The sequence below is a fragment of the Legionella erythra genome (assembly GCF_001467615.1).
Taxonomy (GTDB): Bacteria; Pseudomonadota; Gammaproteobacteria; order Legionellales; family Legionellaceae; genus Legionella_C; species Legionella_C erythra.
Genome location: NZ_LNYA01000032.1, coordinates 46,773 through 70,485 on the forward strand (window position 1 = coordinate 46,773; position 23,713 = coordinate 70,485).

Here is a 23,713-nt window from a genome sequence, read left to right on the forward strand (position 1 = left end):
GCGAAAGCCATTGGATTTGATTGATCAGTGATTATCTCACCCAAACCTGGGTACGACCAAGCACAGAAACACCCACGTAACCGCGGACGTATAATTTGTTGCCTTTTAATGTCATTTTGGCTCGGTAAACTTTACCGGTTTTTGGATCAAGGATTTGGCCGCCATCCCACTCACCATTGCCTTTGTCTTTCAAACCCCAGACAAATCGCAGGCCTTGAATGGGTTTGCCTTTAAAGCCGCCCGGGCATTTGGAGCAAATACCGGTGTCGCCGGCTTGGGGGTATACTTTAACGATGGTACCGCTTAAGGTATTGCCTGACACATTGATACGAACCACAGCGCGTTTTTTACCGGTGACATCATCGATGGTGGTCCAGGTACCGGCAGGTGAAGCAGCCATGACGGCAGGAACAAACAACATCATGAGGATCACTGCAAACAACGATTTCAACTGTTCCATGAAATTTCTCCTTGATTTTCATCAATGAAAGAATAGGCCAGGTTGGCTGGCTTTGCAATTATTTGCTGCTCCTCTTGCAATTATTCCACATCAAGAGGAGTAAACAGCACATCCAAGTCCTGATCCGTTAATAACTCCTGTCGACTGCTGTTATCCGCAAGGATGCCTTCAAATAAGGCCCGTTTACGGGATTGCATGGCAAGAATCGCCTCCTCTACGGTTCCGCGGGTAATGAGTTTGTAAACAAAGACCGGATTTTCCTGGCCAATGCGGTGGCTTCGATCGGTTGCCTGCTCTTCGGCGGCAGGATTCCACCAGGGATCATAATGGATCACCGTATCCGCGCGCGTCAGATTTAACCCCGTCCCCCCAGCCTTCAGGCTGATTAAGAAAATGGGCACCTGCCCTTGCTGGAACTGATTAACCAGTTCCTGTCGGTTCTGAGTCTGGCCTGTCAATTTCAGGTAGGCGTAACGCCGCCGGTCCAATTGTTCTTCAATGAGTTTCAGCATGGAGGTAAACTGCGAAAACACCAGAATCCTGCGGCCCTCGTCCACCAGGTTGTCGAGCAAATCAAGCAGTGCATCGAGTTTGGCTGAAAACCCATGGGCGATGGCAGCACCCGGTATGGGAAGCAGGCGCGGATCGCAACAGACCTGTCTTAGTTTAAGCAAGGCATCCAGCAAGACAATATGGCTTTTCCCCATCCCCTGGCGGGCAATTGCATCCCTGACTTTTTTCTCCATGCTGATGCGGATGGCTTCATACAGATCGCGTTGATTACCTGCGAGTTCAACCAGGCGCACCATTTCTGTTTTAGGCGGCAATTCGCTGGCCACCTGATTTTTATTGCGTCTTAACATAAAAGGACGCACCCTTGCGGCTAATAATTCACGCCGCGCCTCATCCCCGTCTTTTTCAATAGGCGTTTTAAAAAAGCGTCGGAATTGCCTGGCATCCCCGAGCAACCCAGGCATTAAGAAATGGAACAGGGACCACAATTCACCCAAATGATTTTCAAGCGGCGTCCCGGAGAGACACAACCGATGCGTGGCCTTCACCTGCTGAATGATCTGGGTGGTTTTGGCACGGGCATTTTTAATGGATTGCGCCTCATCCAAAATGAGGTAGTAAAACGGGTAATCAACAAAACGGCTTTTATCACGCTGAATCAACCCGTAGGTTGAAATGACCAAATCATAGCCGTCAAATTCATCCTGATGCCGCTCCTGGCCATGGAAAATGAGCACCTTCAGTTCCGGCGTGAATCGTTTGGCTTCTTCAAACCAATTGACCACAAGGCTGGTGGGCGCCACGATTAAACTAGCATTTTGAAGGCGGCCCTGTTCCTTTTCAAGCTGCATGTGGGCAAGCGTTTGAACGGTTTTACCCAAGCCCATGTCATCGGCCAGCACCCCGCCTAAACGGCTCTCCCGCAGCAATTGCAACCAGTTTAACCCCTGTTGCTGGTAATCGCGAAGCATGGCTCTTAAACCAGCCGGCGGCTTGACCTGCTCAAGGCGTGACAAATCAACCAGCTTTTGCAGTTGCATTCTTATCTTTTCACCGCCATGCCAACGCAAGGCTGCGGCAGCTAAAGCCTGCTCGGTTTCACGGATAAGTATGAGCTGGTGGCGGCTGATAGTAAGACTGTCCCCCTCGTGAAGGGAACGGGTGCCGTATTGGATTAAAAAATTCACCAGGGGTTTAATGCGCCCCAGATTGACACGCAGGGCCTTGCCATTGGCTAAAGACAATTTAACCATTTGATCATCCGGTAACTGCTGAATATCGGTTGATTGCCATTGGTTAATTAATGCCGCAACAACCGGCACGATATTAACCGGTTTGCCTCCCACCAGAATGCCTAATTGGTAGGAAAAGAAATCATTGCCCTGCTCTTTAAAATCGGAATACCACTCCACCTGCTCCTCATCGACGATTTCTTCATAGACGGGATGCAGAAATTCCACCTGCCATTGTTTGCTTTTCAGCAGGGGAATGACCTGTTGGTACAAGCGTGCCAAATCGTCTTCCTGATGATAATGGCTTAAAACCTCAAGATCCAGGGTCTTGAGATCAAAGGACAGGCGCTCGTCAACTGACGCTTTCCTTAAATTCAGGATTTGGCTAATGTCCTGCCATTGTTGCTTTTCAAGCGCAAAATCCCGCTCCAGACGTATCAAGTGCTGCCCTTCCTCAAACACGGTAAAGTAGCACGGGTCATCCGCTTTGAATTCAAACCCTGAATAATCAAATGCAAGGTGCACATAAAATAATACAGCCGGCTGTTGATTGCCTATGGATAGCGATTGCCCCTGTTCGGCTGCATCAAACCGGACAATACCGCGCGGCTTACCGCGGCGTATTTGCCGCTGAGGGAATGTGTTAGGTAAGGGTAAGGTGTCATTCATGCTTCGGATGGTTTCAATTACCACGCCCACCGCCTCCAATGCCACCGGCGGCATGGATAAAATTTGCTTTAGCTGGGCTAAAGGAACCGGGATATTGATTAAACCGCATTCATCGCCGACTGGATCAATGTACCAGAGTTTATCCAGGAACAAATAATTCAGGGTTTCTTGCCCGTGCATCAGTACCGGCCGCTGATGACCGTCTTTTTCCAGTTGCCAGTGAAGCTTAGGCTTAAGGCTGTCGCCCCAATGCAACAAACGCTCCTCATCCCCATAACGGTAGGCACGCTGGGTTTTTATAATCTTTTCCAGCAGTTCACTGTTACGGATAGGCAGCCGTTCAAAGTTGCCCTGGATACGGCCTTTGAGCTGCAATTGCGCGATGATGTCTTCGTCATCCTCGGTAAAAAATTGCCGGCGGCTTTCCGTCACGGTAGTAAACAGATTCATTTTCCCTAAACTGCGGCGTTTGAGACGTTTTGCCAAAGCCAGCCTGACCATGACCAGGTCTTCGTGCGGGCCGTGTTCAAATGAGAGAAGATAAGTCACCACGTGCGTACCTGTCTGCTCGACCGATGGTTGTTGATCACGCAGGGTATGCAACCATTCGTTTAAGGTCTGGCCCGGCTTTTCAGACGCCGGGGCAGGGATAGTGATTTGTTCCTTAATCTGCAAAGCCAATAAGCTGGCTGCCGCGTGTTTGCAATTGGCCGCATAAGAGCAAGTACAATGAGCCGGTTTGGCCGGCCAGGCTTTCAAGTCAATATGCACATCATAAATCTGATGGGAGCGGCCCTTGACGCGTGCCTTTAAAAGACCATCGCTTAAACGAATATTAAGGACAAAGCCGCGCTGCTGATAATCCTGGCCATGCATCAACACGGAAGGAAGAAAAACATCGGCCATCCGTGATAAGGCATCCTTTAACATAAGGTATCTACATTTGCCAAAGTTAAACCGATCATTCTAGCAAATTTTATCGATGCAATACAGTTGCCGTGCTGAAACAAACAATCTGCACTGTTTGTTTCAGCAGGATGACCGCTTAATTGGAGCAGGAATAATTGAACGAAGGGCCTGGCGCATCATCGTCTTCCATAGTCGATTGGACCGTGGTCGAACCCACGTTCGTTTGGGGACTATCGTCCTGATCAAACGTGTCATCCTGGCCTGTTCCGTTCGTGTCTTTGGTGTTCGGCCCCTCCATCAAAAGTCCTGAACGCTGGTCAGTCGAGGCGCCTGGGTGAGAAAAGAACGTGCTTCCGGGTACCGGGTTTGCCGCCATCCGCCCAAAATCGCCAAAGGAATGGTTAAGCCGCAGCCTGAAATTCCTGCGGATGTCATCATATTCATCCTTCGGTGAGGCGACCAGTGACTCCGTCGCGAGAGATTTTGTGTGCAGCAACTCTTCCTGAGCTTCTGGTGGACAAACACAGAGATAGCCGTCACTGTTCTTGAACGTTTTGCAATCCATGCTGAGCAGCAACAGCAGCTCCTGCATCGTCGCCGTGGGTTCGAGGCCGCCATGATACATTGAATCATTGACTCTGGATTTTTCTACACTGGAACCGTCATAATGACGCATTTCTGAAGCCAGGCAATAAATGTACTTGACAAAATCACCCGATAAAATCGCTTTTTCCATCGCGGGAAACTGCGGTTCAACAATTTGAATCTGGTAGTCGAGCATCAATAAGGTAATGAGCCAGGCCCGATTAATTTGCGGAGACCATTTTTTGTCATCGCAATTAAGGTATGCGCCCTCTCCCGGATTTTTTTTGACCTTGGCCAGTACGCTGCGGGAAGAACCGATCCAGGCCACCGGTTGCTGCCCAGACTTCCTGATCAGGGCGTCAAATAAATAAATTTTTATCAATTCGAATTGAAATTCGTCGGCCTTGAATGGTTTCTCATACTTCATAAGTTCCTGCAATTTAATTACGCAGCTTTTTTCAGCAACACTCCATTGCGGCAACTCGTAAAGGATACGTCCAAATAATAAACCACCCAGTTCATTGGTCAATAAAAATTCACCTGACTTAAGCAATTTGACAATTTCTTTCTTATCTTCATGAAGAATCTGAGCCAATTGGTTGTTAGGGTATTTTTCTGCAAAATACTGTAAGGGTTTAAGATTCTCTTTAAGCTTCGGCCACTGTTTCATGTAAGCGTGTGCCGCCAGAGCAAAATAGGATGACTCAGAAGCCGTTTTAGTGTAGAAGCCGCCCTTCCTTAATTTTAAAGTCGTACACGCCTCCTCTTCATCATCAGATTCAGAGTGATTATCATCGGAATCAAAGGGCTCGGGCGTTTGAAGAATAGCTTGAAAGGGATTAAAAATAGCTAAAAAATCCTGGGATTTTGCCTTTTCAACCCGCAGATAGATGGCTAAAATCTCGGCTGCCTTTTTCTCAGCGGCAGGCAGCATATCGCTTATTGTTTGCTTATAGCTATTTAGCTGGCCCTTCAATTTGACAATGCGGGCTAGTTCCTCGTGGGTTGCGAATTGCTCAAGCGCATCTAGCTTGGTCTTTAGTTTTTCTGCCAGTGTCAGGGGGGTCATGGAAATGGCGTACATAACCAGAGAGGGCAGATTGGTTAATATTTTTTCAGACAAACGCAAATCCGCTTTGGCTGATTCCAGCGTGGTATTTTCCAACCACTGTATCAATATATCATAATTGGTCATAGCAACTACCTGAGTGGAAAATGTCAAAAGCGGTGAGCCAAGGCTCATGCTGTACAAGAATCATTTAAACACATGATGTACATTTTGAATACAAACATGTCGAAAAAATAAGAAATCTTTAGATTATCTTTACAAGATAAGCGTAAAATTGTAAATTGTGCGCACAAATATTGCACATTTCAGGCCTTATGGACACAGAACAGGTTTTCCAAGAATTGCAACTTCACAGTAATCGACTTGATCAATTAATCAAGGACATTGCGCAATTCGACAGTCATCATCCAATGGATTACCTTCAATCCCTTGAGGAGACGATTGATCATTTGCTGACTGAATACAGTAATCGCTTGCAGCCCCATAGTTTTGATGGTGGGAGCAAGACCGAAATTCCAGAGCCCGAATCCTCTGCTTCGACAACCTGTCTCACCGCTGCGGATGTAGATATCATGGCGACGATTTGTCGCAAAAAGCTTGAAACATGCCGCAACCAATATGGACCATTCTGCCTGAGAGCAGAACAAATAACCAGGCGATTAATCACCGACTTTCAAAAGACGCATCGCTTCCTGCAGGACTATTACGCTTCAGGGACGTTTGGCCAGGATAAAAAAAATACCCAGCTTCTGTTTAGTTCCCTCCATTCTTCGAGCTTTACGCATTACCTCAGCGATCAAATAAATACCTGGGAAGCCATCCGCCTCCATCTTCCCACCCTTCATCAAGTAAGTGGCGGTAAAAAAAATAAGCACAATGCACTCACGACTCTCCTTAATCCCGATAATATCGAATTTATGGACGCCATCGAGTATGGTTACCTTGGGATGCATGACGAAATAGGGCAACTCGCCATATTGAGACTCCGGGAGATATTTAATACCAGTCCAAAAAAAATAGAACGGGTCCATGCGTTCAAATTATTGAGTGGCTACTTGCCATTGCAGGTCAAAGACGCCCCATTGGCCATTGATATGGCGGCGTTGGAAATAGAAATTCTGAAACTGGCTTTCTATGCTCTGATGTATCCCGATAACAAAACCATTTGGCTTGGCACATCACGCGCTGTTAATGCCATGATTGAACACCATGCCGGTGAAGCCATCTATTTAAACCCTGATCCTAAAAAATTAAACTGGCAGTTAAACAAGGCCTGGCTTCTGGCTGCCCAGACGCTGGGTTATCAATTTGAATTGGTGGAGCAGCACTTTCCGAACATTGAAAAGGCCATATTAAGCCGCAATCCGGCCACACTCCTCATCGAGCTTGCAAAAGAAGTACGCCCCTCTCCTTTTGTTTCACAATACAATGGCAGCGATGCGCCCACGTCGACAACCCAGGAAGTACTCCTGTTGCTCAGTGCCGGCTGCAACGTCAGTAAAGAAAGTAATGGGCGCATTACATTACTTCCCGGCGGTACCTCATCCCTGCCTTTAAAGACCCCTGTTTGGGCCTTATCAAAATCACACAGTTATACCTTCTTTGAGGCCTCGTCACCGCCTCCGCTTGCGCGGCGCGAAGACCATTTTATACCCCCGGGACAGGAAAAAGACAGTCAGTCTTTGGCTTTACCCATTAAGGACGGTAAAGCGACAATCGGACTATTATGATAGTATAAGCCGTTCTGAATTAACCGAGCCTGCACGTCATGAATAATACGCTTGATATACTGTTTGCCCAGGTCAATATGACCGTCGGGGCAATCGACGCCAATGCGCAAACGATAGCAACCATTGTTCAGGCTCAGCAATCCTCGCATGATATCCTGCTATTCCCTGAGTTGGCATTGACGGGCTACCCCCCCGAAGATTTGCTGCTGCGTCCTGATTTTCACCGGCAAATAGACGAGGCGCTGCAGAGACTCGCAAAAGAAGTTGGCGATTGCCATGTCATCCTTGGCCATCCCTTGCTTGAAAACGGCAACTGCTTTAATGCCGCGAGCGTGCTTCATCGTGGTCAAATCATTGCCAGGTACTGCAAGCAGAAATTACCCAATTACGGTGTATTTGACGAAAGGCGTTATTTCACCCCGGGCCCAGAGACTGCCTGCATTCTCGAGATCAATGGTTACAGGTTGGGGCTTTGCATCTGCGAAGACCTTTGGCAATCCGGTCCGGTTGAAGCAATACTGGCCGAGGGAGCCGATGGCATGCTCTGCCTCAATGCCTCTCCGTTTGATGCTGAAAAATATGAACGGCGCGTTGAATTATTATCGGCCTATGCCCGTCAGGGCCTGGCTATTTTTTATGTCAATTTAATCGGGGGCCAGGATGAATTGCTGTTTGACGGCCAATCCTTAGCCTTTGATAACCAGGGCAACCTGTGTGCGCGGTTGCCGGCGTTTAAAGAAACGACCCAGTCGATCGCCTTTAACAAGAACCAGGTGTCAGGCCCACTGGAACCCCTGATGCATTCGACAGCCCTGCTTTACGAGGCATTGGTTTGTGCAGTACGTGACTATGTGAATAAAAATCGCTTTCCCGGGGTGCTGCTTGGGCTTTCCGGCGGCATTGATTCCGCCCTCACCTTGGCCATTGCCGCCGATGCGCTTGGAGTATCGCGTGTTCATCCCGTGTTAATGCCTTCACGCTACACAGCGGACATGAGTGTCAGCGATGCCGAGCAACAACTGCAGACCATGCAGGTATCGGGTACCGTGCTTCCTATTGAACCAGCCTTTCAAAGCCTGCTGTCTCTTTTAGCCCCAGCCTTTCATGGCTTGCCGACCGACACCACGGAAGAAAATCTGCAGGCCCGTATTCGCGGCGTGTTATTAATGGCTTTATCCAATAAAACCGGCAACATGGTGCTTGTGACCAGCAATAAAAGCGAAACTGCGGTGGGTTATGCCACCCTCTACGGCGACATGGCGGGAGGGTTTGCCGTATTGAAAGATGTACTCAAAACCCAGGTGTATGAACTGGCCACGTACCGTAACAGCTTATCGGATATTATTCCGCAACGGGTTATTGCGCGCCCCCCGTCAGCCGAACTGGCCCCTAATCAGACCGACCAGGACAGCTTACCGGATTATCCCACCCTGGATGCCATCATTCAGGATTACATGGTCAATAATCTGGATGCCGAGACGATTATCCATAAAGGTTTCGCGCCTGCGGTGGTCCATCGCGTCATTCAGTTGATTCAACGCAATGAATACAAAAGACGGCAAGCTGCTCCCGGCCCAAAAGTCAGTGCTCGTGCTTTTGGCCGGGAGTGGCGCTACCCGATTACCAATGGCTTCAATCCCGAAAAAAAACCGGTTTGAATAAGTCTGGTTTAAATGCTCGGACCACCGCAATGGTATTCATCCTCATTCACCATCCACTCACCGTCCATAGGCGTGCTCTCCAAACTCTCTGTAGGTGGCGGCGGAATATAATCATCAATGACGGCTGCGGTAATCACAGGCTTAACCGGTTTTTGGTATTCCTCAATGACTTGTGCGCCAAACAGAGTCGCTACAGCTGAATATTTGGACACCAGCTTCTTCTTTTTCTGAGCCACAGCGTCCTTGTCAACCTGCACGACTTCTTTCGTGTCTTTCGCGTTATGTTTCGCCTTAGCCAAATGCCCTCCCAGGCACTTTTCCAAGGCGCTAAATTCGGCGATATTGATTTTTAATACAGGCTTGACGGGTTCTTCGGTCCGCACCACAACAGGCATCCGCGACAATTTGGTAATGAGTCCGCGTAATTTTTCCTTCTCTTCAGCCTGTATCGCTTCTGGCTCCCTGCTGCCTAAACCATCCAGCATCTTGTGGTACTCTTCCCAGGCATCGGTATTTACGGCTCTCGCCGCACCATCCTGACATTGATACAAAAACCACAGGGATTTTTCACGGGTGAGAATATAGGCACCGAGACGCTGAGCAGGCAATCGCGCTAACTCATTGGTGAGCAACAATTCACAACTGAATCTTTTTTGCATCAACTGCAGCAGGCTTTTTTGTTTCTCATTATCCACCGCATGACGGGTTGATACACGCAAGAGCAGGGATTTAAAAAAGAGTTCATTGCTTTTGTCCCTTAAATCCCTTTTCTTCAGGCAATCCTCGACCAGAGGGTATGGTTTCAAATCAATGGCATGCGTCCTGCCAAGGCTGTCGTACCAGGTTATCCCCTCTTTTTTTTCATCCACAGTAAAAGCAGACGCAAGCCCCTCCAATTCTTTCGGTGCCGGGTTGACCAGGACGTTGATCTTACCAAGAAACTCTTCAAGCAAGACACGACATTGTGCTTTAATTTTTGCCCTGATTTTATCATCGTGAGTGATTGCGGATTTACCGAGCAGGAATTGTAATTCCTTATTGGCCAGTAATAATTCCTTTTTGCCGGTGCTGTCGTACCATCCCATGTACCAGCTTGTTTTCTTGCCGTTTTGCACAAAATAGACGGCGTATTTTTCCGTCTGTTTAAGGGCAAAATCGCGGGCCTCTTTTTCCCTGTCGAATAAAGCAATTTCGTCCAGGGCTTTCTCTTTGCGCTGATTGATGAGATCAAGCTCCCGCTGGCGCGCCTCTTTGATGGCCATTTCATTTTGCTGCGTTTTTATGAGCAAGGCCAGTTGTTCCTTGAGCAGAGGCGTTAGGGCAGTAATCACATGGGTTTGAAGGTACTCATCCGATTCTTTATCATACCCCGGTACTCCCTTGATTAATCCGAGCATGAGACGGGTATTGGCTGATGTAGTAGCCCAGCTGCCTTCGGAAATAAAGACAAGCAGGGCCTGCAGGCGAAGCAGTGGGTCGGGAAATTTAAGATCATGTTCGGCTTTCTTGAAATTATCGCTTCGTTGCCGTGAGTAACTGTAAAACCAGCCCCAGACGTAGGATTGCTTCGGCTCATCATAAACTGCGTGCGCTTTGCCAAAGATTTCCTCTAATTTTTTTTTACCCGCTTCACTGTTGTCAGAAACCAAATCAATCAGCGCCTGGGTAAATTTCTCCAGGTTATTAATTATTTTTGCCATGCTCAAACCTCCTTTTTGCTAGCACATCTAATCATCTTAGCTCAGGATCTGATAAAGTAACAATAAAAGCCGCTTGCAAAATCAAAGCAAAACGCTAACATGAATTGGTTTTAACATAATAATAACAATAGGTAAGTTATGAGAACTGCACTTCTTTCTGCTGCATTGCTGACGTCCAGCGCTGCTTTTTCCGCTATTCCGGTTGACGGTTGGTATGCCAGCGTTTTTGGCGGTTACAGTTATCTTCCCGATAATGTCAGCACGGCTAAATACGGCCTGTTTTACAGTGATGCGTCTTATACCAGCGGCTTCAACGCTGGGGGAAGAATTGGTTATAAAAGCTCGCCACTCCGTTATGAAGCGGAATTAACCTATATTGAAGCCGATACCCGTAAATTTGATGTCAATTTCGTTAGTCAAACCGGCGTCAGCGGCGAAGCCATCGCCACCGCATTGATGGCCAATGTCTATTATGATTTTCCTGAAATTGTGCCGGCGATTGAACCCTACCTCGGCGCGGGTTTGGGGTATGCCTGGGTCGAAACAACACTGAAAAGCAGCGGCCCCTTTGGTCCGAATCGCTTCAAAGACTCCAATAACGTTTTTGCTTATCAGGCCACAGCCGGATTGACTTACAATTTTGCTGAAAATTATTCAGTGGATGCCGGCTATCGCTATTTTGCCACGCAACGCGTCAGTGCATTTAATAAAACATTCCAGGCGCATTTAGCCAGCGTCGGAGTGACTTACCGTTTTGACGTGGCAAATTATAAATAAGGACGTTGTTCATGAAGAATTCTTTTCGTATGGGTTTTACCGCTTTGGCTTTACTGGCTGGCAGTTCAAGCTACGCCGTTAATCCCGTTCAGGGATGGTACTTAAGCCTTGGCGGCGGAGCCTCCCACATTACCGATGTGGACTTTACCTTTAATAACCCGATCCTGGGCATTAATGACAGTAACGCCACCCTCACTTATTCGTTGGGCGGCGATGCGTTCGGCTCATTGGGTTACCGTTGGAACAAATTCCGTTTTGAAGGCGAGCTTTTCTTTAATTATGATCAGTTTGATAAAATTCAATCAGGAACTTTCGTTCTGCGTAACCACACCACCCCGAATGGTTTCGACATGGAAGGCAAGACTGTCATTATTGGCGGCCTCGTCAATGCCCTCTATGAACTGTATCAGGCCGGCGGCGACGGCAGCTTTGTCCCCTACCTCGGTTTAGGATTAGGTTACGGCACCGTGCGCAGCAATTTCAAGTTGTATAATGTTAATTACAACAATAGTCAGGTTCCTATTTTTGAGAGCAAGGAATCATCCAGTACCGCTATGGCGCAGGGAATTCTCGGTCTCAGTTATTTCCTTGATGACTTTGCCGCCTTTGGTCTGGATTTTCGGTATTTAGCCACCAGCAACATCGACTCTCTGAATGCCAGCCTGCGCATTCCCACAGTCAATGTCAGCTTCATCTATGCTCTGGATTCTTCTTCCTGAGGCGGAGCAAAAGCATCTTGCCGTCATTCTTCATTTAAATGCTACTTTCCGCGCTTGATGCGCGGAATCCAATTAATCCAGGAATCAACTGGTTGCCTAATACTGAAAGACTGCCTATGATCGGAGTATCTTTTCATTAAGGCTGACTGATGACCTATCTTATCGCACCTTCTCTACTCTCTGCTGATATGACCCGCCTTGGCGAGGAAGTCAACGCTGTTTTGAATGCCGGCGCCGACATGATTCATTTTGATGTCATGGACAATCATTACGTGCCGAATTTAACCATCGGTCCTCTGGTCTGCGAAGCGCTGCACAAGCGTTTCCCGCATGCCGTGATCGATGTTCACCTCATGGCCATGCCCATTGATGATCTTATCGTGCAATTTGCCAAAGCCGGCGCCAAACGGCTCAGTATCCATCCCGATGCCACGATTCATCTTGATAGAAGCCTCGCCCTGATTCAACAACAGGGTGCTGAAGCGGGCTTGGTATTAAATCCATCCACGTCGCCCGATTGCCTGCAATGGGTGGCCCACCGGCTCGATTTTATTTTAATCATGACCGTTAACCCCGGGTTTGGCGGGCAACAGCTGATTCCTGAAGTCATGGACAAGATTGCCTACATCCACCATCGTTATCCCCATTTACCCATTTGTGTGGATGGCGGCGTCAATCAACACAATATTGCTACACTGGCACGCGCGGGAGCTACCCAATTTGTCGCTGGTTCTGCTATATTCTCTACTGCAGATTACGGCGATACCATCGCCGCCATGCGTAAACAACTGGATTGCATCGGTTAGCGGTGTTTATAGGGATATACACAAGAACAATAACCATCGCCTCAACTTCTAACATCGAGCACTCTCCCGAATGCTCACGTCGTTAACGAGAGACTATGAAAAAGTGTTTAATTGTGCTGTGGTTAATTGGCATAACCAGTTTCGCCCATGGTGCCTCAGGGAATGCCTACCTTGGGCGCTTTATGGCGTATCTTGAGTGGAGTCAACATTTACCGGAACACCCGGACGAAGCTTTCTTTGCCTTCATCAGTGAAGATACGCCGCTCGCCAATAAATTACGCAATCGCTGGCTTTATCATCTTGCACAGAATAAGGATTGGGCCAACTATCTTAAATATTACAAGCCCACGACAGACGTCAATCTGCAATGTTTTAAAAACCTGGCCAATTACAACCAGGGCAATACCGTGGCGGCCATGCAGGATACACGGGCCATCTGGCTATCCGGTAATTCCCAGCCCCCGGGATGCAACCGCTTGCTGGATATGTATGTAAAAAGCGATCAGTTCAATGAAAACTTAATCACCCAACGCATTACTCTTGCCCTGGATAAACGCAATCTGCCTTTAGTCCGTTACTTGCTTAAACTATACAAAAAACCCCGTCTTCAGGATCAGGACCTGCTGATGAGTATTCATCAATCGCCGGGCCGTATCCTGCAGTTAACCCCGGGCGGTTTGCACGGCGAATTTTACCTTTACGGCTTAAAACGCATGGTTTCCATCAACATGGATCAGGCGCTTAAATACTGGCAAAACCCCAAAACCAAAAAAATGCTGTCGACCGCTCAGCAACAGGCTTTTTTAGCCCATTTAACACTTTACAAAGCCATGCGCAATCATGAGGATACAGCGTTCTGGTTTGCCAGGATTCAACCAGCCTTTTACGATTCAACGCTTCTGGATTGGCAAATTCGCTTTGCTTTAAAACGCGGGCAATGGCGGCAGGTGGAAAAACTGATTCAACACTCGCCCGAAAAAGACAATCCCTGCTGGCAGTATTGGCTTGCCCGGGCAATGGAAAAACAGGGCCGTCAGGGCGAGGCTCGGGAAATCTACAAAACCCTCGCGCAGACCCGCCACTATTATGGGTTCCTAGCCAGTTTGCGCATCCATAAAACCCCCAATTTTCAGAATGAAAAAGCCATAACGGATTTGAATCTGTTAAAACCCTATAAACCATTTACCGATAACATCAAATCCTTGTACCACTCCAAACAAACCCTGCAGGCCTCGCGTTTGTTAAATGATTTTGCCAGCGAACTGCCGAAAAGTGATAAAAGCGCACTGGCTTTCTGGGTCGCCAATACTCTGCAATGGCATGAAAAATCACTGGCTTTAAGCAACAACGAGGAATTAAACAATCAACTGTCTCTGCGTTTCCCTTTGGCTTATCACAGCACCATTACTCAACACGCCCAGAATCATCAAGTACCACAGGAACTGATTTATGCCATCATTCGCCAGGAAAGCAGTTTTCGTGAAGATGTGGTTTCTGTAGCGGGCGCAAGGGGTCTTATGCAACTCATGCCCAGTACCGCCGTGGTTGTCGCCAAACTGGCAAAAATTCCTTACGGCGACAAGGCACAGCTCTTTTTATCACAAAAAAACATCAGTATCGGCGTAGCTTACCTGGCCACACTGGCCAAACGCTTTAATCGCCATCCACTGTTAATCGTCGCCGCTTATAACGCGGGTCCCAGGCAAGTCAATTATTGGCTTAAAAATCACCCGCCCAAGGAAATTGATGTCTGGATAGAGACCCTGCCCTGGCATGAAACCCGCAATTACCTGAAAAACGTTATTTCATTCTATGCGGTTTATCAATTCCGCATGCAGAAAAAAATGGATTTGAGTGCGTTTATGAGGCCATTAATCGATTGATTACGCCAATGGGAACCTCCCGACTTCATTGCTTGGGAGGCTCTGGCTTCTGCATAGCGACCCGCGGCAACTGTTCGTGTCGCCGGATAAAAAACCGGCCATTAAATTGATATTTACTCTGAGGTTGGTTCGTTGCCATCTCCGATTCAACCGGCATTTTATCCGTATTTTTTCTTTTTTGGTTGGTGATTGTCTCAGGATAACTCCAAAGAGATAAAAATTGCTCCCCAAACAAAGAATAGGCATCGCTGAATGACTGTCTCGCTTCTTCCTTGCTCCTGACCTCTCTTAATTGCTCAATCATCTCATCCATCAAGCGAAGATCGAATGGATTTTGATCAAGACGGCGAAAACGCCCGAAACCCAATGGCTTGCGTCGCATTCTTGACACGGGCTCCCCATGCTGAGGGGGTGACGTTAATTGGCTGATTAATCGATCAGGCAGACCTGACATCCCGTTGGGAAATGACATGCAGCGCAGGGAACCGCTCCCGTTTAAAATAAGGGATGCCGCCTCAGGGGAGCCAACAGGGTAAAGCGTTATGCCATTTTCTTTCAATATTTTTGCGGTCACCTCAAGCAACGGCCTTAAGTTGTCATTGGCCGGAGATAAAGCAATTAAAAAATGCCCTGATTTCCATTGCCCGGTTATACCATTTACCAAATTTAAAACAATGCGCGGCCCATCATCCAGCTCATCGGCGTCGAAACAATCATCATTTAAAACATATTGATAAGCCAACGCTGGTATAGGTACGACTTTAAAGCCATGGGATTGAAGGGTTTTAGTCAGTGATACGATAAAACCACCAAGGGTTTCCTTCAGTTTATGATTTTGAAACAAGACGCTATCCAGGTAGGCTTCTTTTCGTTTCAGCTCCCGATCATGCGGATGCAATTGCCGTTGGTTTTGTATTTGTTCCCGAATGGGCTCAAGGATATCCTCCACTAATTGAAAATCGTGTAGCAAAATGATGCCATTTGGTCCCTGGGTCATAATCATATCAATATGGAACAGGGGATTAGATAAAATAATCAATTGTGAGGAATGGATATTGGACTCTTCAGCAATAGCAAATTTTGCCTCTTCAATGTCATGCCATTGAATGGGGTGATTATTTTTTTCAAGATTGAAATAGAAGTCATCCTGAGGCATTGGGTGCTTCTTTAATTCCTTGATATAATTTAAATTCTGGTAACCATGCTGTTTGCGATAGGCCGCTGTTAACACCAGGCTATTTTCACCGAGCACAACCAATAACTCCCCTTTCGTATTGGTCAGGCAGTAGGTATTGCCCCCTTCAAGAAGAACCTGGCTGCTTTTGATATCAATTCCCGCCTGTTGAAAAAGATCTTTTAATTGGTGTTTATGGCTATCCAATTCTGCTGATAATTGCGATCCATAACTGCCCTCCGTTTCAAACCCAAACACCATAGCCTCGTCTTCATCATCACTTGCGGAATCGTCTGCATCGCTGCTTTTTTTCATAGGCCTGGCAAAGGCGTATTTACCACTACGCGGATTGAGCTCCATTGCGCTATCGGCGATGGCGAAATACGATTGGGATAATCCTTCATCATTAAATAAAAGCATGCCATTCCCAAGGCGCCTGAATAAATCGCGCAGCCATAACCACTCTTCGATTTTAAGCCCTTCTGGAGTATGAGCCCGGGTTTCTAACGCCAGAAAATGCACCGGAACACTCAGTTTGTCGCATGTTCCCTTCAACTCGTCACTTATTTCTTCTGTCCCAAACGTGGAGATAGTGAATGAATCACCATAACGCACATCATCTATCTTGGGACCACAGAAATAATTATAAACACTGAAATCACGATCCTGTTGAGAGATCCCCCTTAGGTCATGATGATCTAAATGGCTGAATGCCTTTCTGAATGGCAAATCGTTGGGAAAACTGACCGCAGAAAAATCATCCTGAAGGACTATCGCCCGCTTGATGTGTAATTTTTTAAACGGCAGGGGGATTATTTTCTGCCCATCGCTGATTTCTGCCTGACGTTCAATAAATTCCAACTGGAATAAGGGGGTGTTTTTATATTCATACTGAAGGACATAACCAGAGTCAGGCTGATGCAATGGCTTGACTGAAACGGTAAAGCAATCGGTCTTAAACGGTTTTTCAAGTAATTGATTGATAATTGTCTGCAATGACATGATTTTTTCAGATTGATGAATACAAGAGACCTGTTATTATTCAATGCCATGACCAATACGTCAATTTAAAAATCAATATGACTCCTAATTCATCTAATTCTGCCCTCTAGAACGCAAATACCGTGTCTAGTCAATTTTAACTCAATATTTAAACAATTTGGGAAGCCAGGGATAGTAAAAGGCATTTCCCACTGGAAATGCCTTTTGAGGATGGATTAGGCTTTTGCAAAGGCGCGCTTTAAAGCATTGGCTGAGGCGCTGAAGGCAAGCAATGCCGCTTCATAATGGGAGGGTAAGGCACAAAAATCGTGCAGGATACCGCCAAATTCGATGAATTGGGCATCATTGCCGGCATCAGCGAGCTTCTGATAATACATTTTGGCATCATCATGGATGGGATCGCATTCGGCGGCAATAATCAGCGCCGGGGGCAGATTGCTGAAGTCAGTCTGAAACTGGGGATTGGCAATCGGATTTTTTTCATCCCCGGCATTCAAATATTGCTTGCGCATCCAATGAAGGGTTTCTGTTTCCAGAAAATATCCCTGGGCGTAAGTTTTGTCAGATTCCGTGGTGTTATTAAGATCAACCCAGGGGTAATACAGCAACTGGAAGCAAATATCGACGTCTTTATTCTTTTTAGCCTGATGGCAAATGCTGGCAGCCACATTACCACCCGCACTGTCGCCTCCGACCGCTACCACGCCATTGCCCCCCAACTCTTTGGCGTGCTTTTGTACATAACGAACCACGCGATAACAATCATCATGGGCTGTTGGAAATTTATGCTCCGGCGCGCGGCGATAATCAACCGTCACCACCATGCAATGAGCTCCTTCGCACAAGGCGCGGCAGGTGTAGTCGAGAAAATCGGGATCACCAAAGACAAAACCGCCGCCATGGCAATAAACAAGAGCCGGTAAGTCATGATCATTCTTCAGCGGCCTGTAGATACGCACACCGGTTTTAACACCATCGATGTCTAAATGCCGGTTTTCTACCTGAACATCAATCGGCTTTAATTTGCCAGACACGGGCGCAATCAATTTATTAAACGCTACACGCGCCTGATCGGGGGGTAACTCCAGCAGATTGGCGCCATTTAAGGCACTGCCGGCCCTTTCGGTCAAACGTTCAATGAATGCGGTGGAATCGGGGTTAATTTTGCGAGACATGGTTGTATCCTTCCTTTGAACAAGAGAGTGTTTAACAGCTAACTTATTAACCATAGCATAAATAAGCCATCACTCAAAAACCCGGCTGATACTCTTCAATCAAATGTCCACCCCAGGATTCATGCACCGTCACGTTCACCGGCTCACTCACCTTTTCCGGAGGCGGGTTTAACACATTCCTTATTAATTTCGCCATATCTTCCACGAGGGCATGGGACGACATGATGGAGAGATGGCCATGGCGCCCATAACGGCTTAGGGCATCAGGGTGTTGTTTAAGATAGGATTCGGCGTAACCATGGTTCTCAAGGACAATTCCATCCCTTAGAGCTTCAATGAAGTGATAGGGGATTTTAGAGGTGGCCAGCTTTTCATTCAACTTATCAAGAAAAGGGCTGTCTTCTTCCATTTCCGAAACGGAAGAAGAGAACCAGGATAAAGGCCATCTGGCCAGATAAGAACCCAAATAAGGGGCACAGATGCCCATGCATAATAAAGGGTCAACATCGCCTTCCTCGGCCAGATCTTCCGCGGCTTGAGTCGCCACAAGACCCCCTCGGGAATGGCCTATTAATATGACGCGCTTATGTTTATTGATTTTAACTTTGCCAATTAATTGGTTGGAAAAATTCTTAATGCTTAAGCCCTGCCCCCGGCCCTCAAACGAAACGAGATGAATGGATTCCACGTCATCCGGCAACCCCTGCTCAATCAGGCGTTCGGCAATACGGGTAAAGGCGGCTGGCCTGTCGGCCGTGCCATGCACACAATAAATGGCAACACCGGGTTGGCCTTCCACCGGTTTGTAATTCGGATTTTTATAAACCAAATCGTTAGCCGGTGAGGTCAGCCAATAAAACGTATGGGTTAAAACGCCGGTATAACTAACCGGTTGTTTTTGAGAAAACAGTCTGCAGAATTTTGCAAACATCATACATCCTGTAATGAAAGTCAGCTTGTGTTTCTATTAAAACGCATGATGGTGTAATTTGCACGCTTTACCGCATCATCCATGGCTTCTTGCGGCGATTTAATTCCGGCAAAAATCGCTTCCATGGCTTCATCATTAATGGTACGGATTAAATTCTGCGGCCCCAGATGCAAAGGCTGTGTTGCCTCGTCGCGCACCAAATCCGCCTGAGCAACCATCAGGGTCGGATGATGGCTATCGGCAAAGCGGTGATAAATACCTTGCATACCCACCGGAATATAACCAGTGTGTTCGTGCCAGCGTTGTTGAATGTCAGGCTGGGTTAGGAAAAGATAAAAGCGGGCAATGGCATGGTAAACCGCTGGTGTATGTCCTTGTACAGCCCATAAGGCCGCCCCCCCGGCCACATTGGGGTATCGGGAATCCGACGCCTCTTTATCGAGAGGCAAGGGAGCCACCCCCACCCGAAAAGGCACCAGCGCCGACAGGCTGCTGTAGCTTCCTGATGACTGACTGAACAGGACACATCGACCGCTGGTAAACAACACGGTCGCATCGCTGGTTCTGCCGCCGTATTCGAAATAATGCAGCGATTGCCACCGCTTAAGCCGCTGCAGGTGCCGGATAACCCGCTCATTATTGTAAACCGCCTGATGACTGGTCTTGTCAATCAGCGGCAACCCGTGCAAGGCTGAGTAGGCTTCAACCTGAATCCAGGACGGGTAAGCCGAACTGTAGACACAAGCCGCCCCCTGTGCCCGAAGCGTGGACGCAAGCGTTTCCATTTCATCCCATGTTTTAGGAAAATGGGCAGCATCATAGCCGGCCTGCTGCAAGCGATCGGCGTTGTAAAAAATGACCGGCACCGAGGTATTAAACGGCAAGGCCTGTAATTTACCGCCCTGACTGTAGAACGCACGAACGGCGGGTAAAAAATCGTCTTTAGGCAATGCATAGCCGCTTTCCCTCATCAGATCATCCACCGGCTTAATAATACCTGAAGGCGCCAACAGACTGGCCGTACCGACTTCAAAGACCTGAATGATCATAGGCGGCTGCTTCGCTCGAAACGCCGCGGCAAAACTGGTGAGGGAGTCAATGTAATCGCCCTTGTAAACCGGTTTAATCCGCGCCTCATGCTGGGAATGATTAAATTCATCGACCAGCTGCGTCAGCTCCTGACCCAGGCGGCCGGCCAGCGAATGCCAGAAAATGATTTCAACCGGTTTGGCACAGGCGACCGCCACGTTGAACAATAAACATAAAACCAGAACAGATCGTTTCATAACAACAAATCAGGATAATCACTGAAAACAGCATCCACGCCCCAGTCAAACAGCTTCAACGCCAAGCGTTTGCGATTGACCGTATACGCTAAAACCAGATAACCCTTTTCCTTCATGGCCCCTACCCTGTCAGCCGTTAACACCCGTTGATTCAAATGGATGGAATAACATTGCAATTCCTCGGCTTGTTGTTGCCAATCCTCTTCCCAGCGATCGAGCAACAAACCAATCGGCATTTCTGGCGCTAAAGAACGATACAGGGTTAAGGCTGCCTGATCAAAGCTCGAAACAAGGGGCGCGGCTTTGTTCGCCGGCCAATAACGATTGATGTAGGACAACACAGTCGCAGCCGTTTGTTCTGACTGGCCCGGATAGGGTTTGATTTCAATATTGGCATTGACATTGGTGAAAGTCAGCCATTTAAGCACCTCACGGAAATGAGGAATTTTTTCGCCGCGAAAATTGCGTGAGAACCAACTGCCGGCATCGAGAGACTGCAGGTACTCGGCGCTGCAAAGCCCAATCTGCCCCTGGCCGTTGGTTGTTCTCTTCAGCGATTCATCATGAAAGACAAAAGGCTCACCGTCAGCGCTTAACATCACATCAAATTCCAGAAAACGACACCCCATGCTTAGGGCTTTATCAAAAGCGGCCAGGGTGTTTTCCGGCGCGTAGGCAGAGGCGCCGCGATGGCCGATTATTTTTTCAATGACTGGGGCTTGCAACAGCATGGCTTGCCTCGCGGTTGGATGCGGCTTCGACCACAGCGGTCATGGTTAATTCATTGCTGACGGCAATGGCGGGAGCCGCAATAGATGCAGCATACATCACCTGAGCTTCTTTCGCCTGATAAGCCCTGGGTTGAGCGACAGGCGCATCCCCATCCGTCATGTACAGACGGTTCACGGTATAATGCTGCTCACCATAGACTTTGTTTAATCGCGCGACTTCCTCATTGACCAGCTGATATAATTTCTGGCGCAACTGCGATTTGACCACCTGAATTTCTTCCAGGCTGGGTTTGAATTCAATCCCGCTGATGGTATAGGTCGCACCCGGTTTGCTGACGTCCTTGGCATTCTGATAAATGTTGGTCAGGTTGGTCTGAGGCACGCGGACCTGGGCGGCAACGTACAATTTATCGAGGCCAGAGTTATCCTGGGAGCGATCGAACTGGGTGATATGCCATTCGCCTTTGGCAATGCGGTTCAGATGATCCATGATGTCTGCCCGCGCCTTTACTAAATCGGCGCTGTTTAATGTGGCGTTGATATTCACGGTCAAAAGAGCTGTTTGGGTGCTTACCCATTGTTTGGCTGACACCTGAAAGTCAATTTTATCAAGCAGCATGGGCGGCGGGGGCGGATTGGCCATGGCGCCAAGCGGGGACAACGCGGCCAACACCATCATTGCAGCAAATTTTTTCATGTGTTTCTCCGGTGACTTTCAAGCGTTTAATCCCTCTAGTGTATACCAAGGCCGTGAGCGAACCAACCAGCCCATTAGAACACGAAAAACACAATATGAATAAAATTAATTTTTAGCGACAAATATAAGGGCAACTTCAAGATGATTGCATTGATTTAGTGCGCGAATGGGACTATAACATGTGCAAGAAAATTTCTTGGAGTTTTACCCATGATGTCTGTTGATACAATGAAAATAAACGAACCCACCACCAGGCAGGATGATTTTTTAGATTACGCACTTTCCCATGGTTTTGGCGACATTCATTTCAAAGTCGATAGCAAAACCGGTATGAAAGCCATTATCGCAATCCACAGCACCAAATTGGGTCCCGCTTTAGGCGGCTGCCGTTTTATTGAATACCCTTCGACAGAAAACGCCATTAACGACGCCATGCGGCTGGCGCGCGGCATGAGCTATAAAGCCGCTTCGGTCAACCTGCCTCTTGGAGGCGGCAAGGCCGTGGTGATCAAACCGCACGGCCCTTATGATCATGAAGCTTACTTTCATGCCTTTGGCGAATTTGTCAATGATTTGGGCGGGCGTTATATTACCGCGCTGGATAGCGGCACCCAATTAAGCGACATGGACATCATTGCCCAGCATACCCCTTATGTCGCCAGTTTATCCAGCCACAATGGTGATCCCTCGCCCTCCACAGCCAAAGGGGTTTTTAAGGGGATTGAGGCCGCTGTTCATTTCAAGCTTGGCAAGGATAACCTCAAAGGCCTGCATATCGCCATTCAGGGTTTAGGCCACGTGGGTTATTTGCTGGCCCGCCATCTGCATGAAGCCGGTGCCAGATTGACAGTCGCCGACGTCAACAAAGAAGCGGTTGAACGCGCCGTAAACGAATTTGGCGCCGCCGCAATCAGTACCGACACCATTCACAAAGTACCCTGTGATGTGTTTTCTCCCTGTGCCTTAGGCGCCATTCTTAACGACATGACGATTAATCAACTGCAAACGACCATCGTGGCGGGGGCTGCCAATAATCAGCTGGCCCACACTTACCACGGCAAGATACTGCATGATAAAGGCATTGTTTATGCAGCGGATTACGTCATCAATGCCGGCGGTCTCATTTTTGCAGCCAGTAAATACTTAAATACCCCGGAAGAGCAGGTAGTGAAGCAAATCAACAGTATCGGGACGTCCCTGATGGAAATTTTTGTCCGTTCACAAAAAGAAAATCGCCCTGCCAGTGAAATTGCCGACACCCTGGCCCAGGAAAAACTGGCCTAACCGATTCAACCGGTAACCGGGTCTTCCCGGTTACCGGTGCTCTTTGGAGTTGCGTCCATGATTAAGCACTTAAACATTACACCTGCCTTATATGACTACATGCTGGATGTGTCATTGCGCGAACACCCCGTCCTTAAAGCCCTTCGCGAAGACACGGCTAAAATGGAGTTGGCCATCATGCAGGTGGCTCCCGAACAAGCGCAGTTTATGCAGTTTCTCATCAAACTCATTCAGGCCAAACGCGTTCTTGAAATCGGCACATTCACCGGCTATAGCGCCCTGGCCATGGCCTTAGCCTTGCCTGAAGACGGCGAGCTCATCACCTGTGACATCAATAAGGAATGGACAGCCAACGCGCCTTCATTCTGGCAGCAGGCAGGACAGGATAAAAAAATCCGGTTGCGTCTGGCTAAGGCTTTAGACACACTGCAACAATTACTCAACGAAGGCTATCGCCATCGGTTTGATTTTATCTTTATCGATGCCGACAAAACCAATTACCTTCATTATTACGAACTGGCTTTGCAATTGGTTAGTCCTCATGGCCTTATCGCCATAGACAATATTTTCTGGGATGGTAAAGTAATTGATTCGCAGGTAAACGACGGCCAGACCCGCGAAATCAGGCGGCTTAATGAATTATTAAAACAGGATGAACGTGTCGACACCAGCCTGCTAGCCATCGCCGATGGACTTTTTCTGGTCAGGCCACGCTCATAA

Annotated in this window: 18 protein-coding genes; 8 read left to right on the forward strand and 10 right to left on the reverse strand. The window is 47.9% G+C overall.

Annotated elements, in window-relative coordinates:
• Window positions 1-31: 31 nt before the first annotated feature.
• From Lery_RS10135 to Lery_RS10145, 3 genes are all read right to left on the reverse strand, one after another.
• The gene (locus Lery_RS10135) at window positions 32-424 is read right to left on the reverse strand and encodes a DUF2147 domain-containing protein (protein WP_420324163.1); all 393 of its coding nucleotides are present in this window, start codon (window positions 422-424) and stop codon (window positions 32-34) included.
• A gap of 116 nt (window positions 425-540) precedes the next feature.
• Complete coding sequence (locus tag Lery_RS10140) at window positions 541-3,804, reverse strand: DEAD/DEAH box helicase (protein ID WP_058527150.1); 3,264 nt, start codon at window positions 3,802-3,804, stop codon at window positions 541-543.
• A 115-nt stretch (window positions 3,805-3,919) separates the two neighbouring features.
• On the reverse strand, window positions 3,920-5,563 hold the full coding sequence (locus Lery_RS10145) for a hypothetical protein (protein ID WP_058527151.1): 1,644 nt from the start codon (window positions 5,561-5,563) through the stop codon (window positions 3,920-3,922).
• Between the two features lie 188 nt (window positions 5,564-5,751).
• Here Lery_RS10145 and Lery_RS10150 point away from each other — a divergent pair, with 188 nt between their 5' ends.
• Window positions 5,752-7,167 carry a hypothetical protein gene (locus Lery_RS10150; protein ID WP_058527152.1) on the forward strand — a complete coding sequence of 472 codons (1,416 nt, stop codon included), beginning with the start codon at window positions 5,752-5,754 and terminating at the stop codon, window positions 7,165-7,167.
• Window positions 7,168-7,205: 38 nt separating this feature from the next.
• Window positions 7,206-8,825, forward strand: coding sequence for an NAD+ synthase (locus Lery_RS10155; protein ID WP_058527153.1), 1,620 nt, complete (start codon window positions 7,206-7,208; stop codon window positions 8,823-8,825).
• Window positions 8,826-8,836: 11 nt separating this feature from the next.
• Here the strand turns inward: Lery_RS10155 and Lery_RS10160 are convergent, their stop codons facing one another.
• Window positions 8,837-10,528, reverse strand: coding sequence for a hypothetical protein (locus Lery_RS10160; RefSeq protein WP_058527154.1), 1,692 nt, complete (start codon window positions 10,526-10,528; stop codon window positions 8,837-8,839).
• Window positions 10,529-10,666: 138 nt separating this feature from the next.
• Here Lery_RS10160 and Lery_RS10165 point away from each other — a divergent pair, with 138 nt between their 5' ends.
• The 4 genes from Lery_RS10165 to Lery_RS10180 all read left to right on the forward strand — a co-directional run bounded on the left by Lery_RS10165 (window position 10,667) and on the right by Lery_RS10180 (window position 14,713).
• Window positions 10,667-11,305: an outer membrane protein gene (locus Lery_RS10165; protein WP_058527155.1), complete on the forward strand. Its 639-nt coding sequence runs from the start codon at window positions 10,667-10,669 to the stop codon at window positions 11,303-11,305.
• 11 nt (window positions 11,306-11,316) lie between these two features.
• Window positions 11,317-12,024, forward strand: coding sequence for an outer membrane beta-barrel protein (locus Lery_RS10170; RefSeq protein ID WP_058527156.1), 708 nt, complete (start codon window positions 11,317-11,319; stop codon window positions 12,022-12,024).
• Between the two features lie 149 nt (window positions 12,025-12,173).
• Complete coding sequence (rpe, locus tag Lery_RS10175; RefSeq protein WP_058527157.1) at window positions 12,174-12,830, forward strand: ribulose-phosphate 3-epimerase; 657 nt, start codon at window positions 12,174-12,176, stop codon at window positions 12,828-12,830.
• A gap of 95 nt (window positions 12,831-12,925) precedes the next feature.
• Complete coding sequence (locus Lery_RS10180) at window positions 12,926-14,713, forward strand: lytic transglycosylase domain-containing protein (RefSeq protein ID WP_058527158.1); 1,788 nt, start codon at window positions 12,926-12,928, stop codon at window positions 14,711-14,713.
• Window positions 14,714-14,738: 25 nt separating this feature from the next.
• On the opposite strand, the gene Lery_RS10185 is transcribed toward Lery_RS10180, so the two are convergent.
• From Lery_RS10185 to Lery_RS10210, 6 genes are all read right to left on the reverse strand, one after another.
• Window positions 14,739-16,889: a hypothetical protein gene (locus Lery_RS10185; RefSeq protein WP_058527159.1), complete on the reverse strand. Its 2,151-nt coding sequence runs from the start codon at window positions 16,887-16,889 to the stop codon at window positions 14,739-14,741.
• A gap of 215 nt (window positions 16,890-17,104) precedes the next feature.
• Window positions 17,105-18,064, reverse strand: a complete 960-nt coding sequence (locus tag Lery_RS10190; protein WP_058527160.1) for an alpha/beta hydrolase — start codon at window positions 18,062-18,064, stop codon at window positions 17,105-17,107.
• Between the two features lie 73 nt (window positions 18,065-18,137).
• Entirely contained in the window at window positions 18,138-18,998 is an 861-nt protein-coding gene (locus tag Lery_RS10195; RefSeq protein ID WP_162262964.1) for an alpha/beta fold hydrolase, read from the reverse strand.
• Between the two features lie 17 nt (window positions 18,999-19,015).
• Window positions 19,016-20,281: an extracellular solute-binding protein gene (locus Lery_RS10200; RefSeq protein ID WP_058527162.1), complete on the reverse strand. Its 1,266-nt coding sequence runs from the start codon at window positions 20,279-20,281 to the stop codon at window positions 19,016-19,018.
• Window positions 20,278-21,012 carry a glycerophosphodiester phosphodiesterase gene (ugpQ, locus tag Lery_RS10205; RefSeq protein WP_058527163.1) on the reverse strand — a complete coding sequence of 245 codons (735 nt, stop codon included), beginning with the start codon at window positions 21,010-21,012 and terminating at the stop codon, window positions 20,278-20,280. The genes Lery_RS10200 and ugpQ overlap by 4 nt, the downstream gene beginning before the upstream one ends.
• Window positions 20,987-21,709, reverse strand: coding sequence for a hypothetical protein (locus tag Lery_RS10210; protein WP_058527164.1), 723 nt, complete (start codon window positions 21,707-21,709; stop codon window positions 20,987-20,989). Before Lery_RS10210 ends, ugpQ begins: the two co-directional genes overlap by 26 nt.
• A gap of 210 nt (window positions 21,710-21,919) precedes the next feature.
• Here Lery_RS10210 and Lery_RS10215 point away from each other — a divergent pair, with 210 nt between their 5' ends.
• Both Lery_RS10215 and Lery_RS10220 read left to right on the forward strand, forming a co-directional pair.
• The gene (locus Lery_RS10215) at window positions 21,920-22,993 is read left to right on the forward strand and encodes a Leu/Phe/Val dehydrogenase (protein ID WP_058527165.1); all 1,074 of its coding nucleotides are present in this window, start codon (window positions 21,920-21,922) and stop codon (window positions 22,991-22,993) included.
• A gap of 60 nt (window positions 22,994-23,053) precedes the next feature.
• A complete protein-coding gene (locus tag Lery_RS10220; protein WP_058527271.1) occupies window positions 23,054-23,713 on the forward strand; it encodes a class I SAM-dependent methyltransferase in 660 nt (219 codons plus the stop codon).

What these genes read in the sequence shown, in the direction of transcription:
- Lery_RS10135 (WP_420324163.1), bottom strand. Translation starts at nt 424, where the DNA reads ATGATGTTGTTTGTTCCTGCCGTCATGGCTGCTTCACCTGCCGGTACC.
- Lery_RS10140 (WP_058527150.1), bottom strand. Translation starts at nt 3,804, where the DNA reads ATGTTAAAGGATGCCTTATCACGGATGGCCGATGTTTTTCTTCCTTCC.
- Lery_RS10145 (WP_058527151.1), bottom strand. Translation starts at nt 5,563, where the DNA reads ATGACCAATTATGATATATTGATACAGTGGTTGGAAAATACCACGCTG.
- Lery_RS10150 (WP_058527152.1), top strand. Translation starts at nt 5,752, where the DNA reads ATGGACACAGAACAGGTTTTCCAAGAATTGCAACTTCACAGTAATCGA.
- Lery_RS10155 (WP_058527153.1), top strand. Translation starts at nt 7,206, where the DNA reads ATGAATAATACGCTTGATATACTGTTTGCCCAGGTCAATATGACCGTC.
- Lery_RS10160 (WP_058527154.1), bottom strand. Translation starts at nt 10,528, where the DNA reads ATGGCAAAAATAATTAATAACCTGGAGAAATTTACCCAGGCGCTGATT.
- Lery_RS10165 (WP_058527155.1), top strand. Translation starts at nt 10,667, where the DNA reads ATGAGAACTGCACTTCTTTCTGCTGCATTGCTGACGTCCAGCGCTGCT.
- Lery_RS10170 (WP_058527156.1), top strand. Translation starts at nt 11,317, where the DNA reads ATGAAGAATTCTTTTCGTATGGGTTTTACCGCTTTGGCTTTACTGGCT.
- rpe (WP_058527157.1), top strand. Translation starts at nt 12,174, where the DNA reads ATGACCTATCTTATCGCACCTTCTCTACTCTCTGCTGATATGACCCGC.
- Lery_RS10180 (WP_058527158.1), top strand. Translation starts at nt 12,926, where the DNA reads ATGAAAAAGTGTTTAATTGTGCTGTGGTTAATTGGCATAACCAGTTTC.
- Lery_RS10185 (WP_058527159.1), bottom strand. Translation starts at nt 16,889, where the DNA reads ATGTCATTGCAGACAATTATCAATCAATTACTTGAAAAACCGTTTAAG.
- Lery_RS10190 (WP_058527160.1), bottom strand. Translation starts at nt 18,064, where the DNA reads ATGTCTCGCAAAATTAACCCCGATTCCACCGCATTCATTGAACGTTTG.
- Lery_RS10195 (WP_162262964.1), bottom strand. Translation starts at nt 18,998, where the DNA reads ATGATGTTTGCAAAATTCTGCAGACTGTTTTCTCAAAAACAACCGGTT.
- Lery_RS10200 (WP_058527162.1), bottom strand. Translation starts at nt 20,281, where the DNA reads ATGAAACGATCTGTTCTGGTTTTATGTTTATTGTTCAACGTGGCGGTC.
- ugpQ (WP_058527163.1), bottom strand. Translation starts at nt 21,012, where the DNA reads ATGCTGTTGCAAGCCCCAGTCATTGAAAAAATAATCGGCCATCGCGGC.
- Lery_RS10210 (WP_058527164.1), bottom strand. Translation starts at nt 21,709, where the DNA reads ATGAAAAAATTTGCTGCAATGATGGTGTTGGCCGCGTTGTCCCCGCTT.
- Lery_RS10215 (WP_058527165.1), top strand. Translation starts at nt 21,920, where the DNA reads ATGATGTCTGTTGATACAATGAAAATAAACGAACCCACCACCAGGCAG.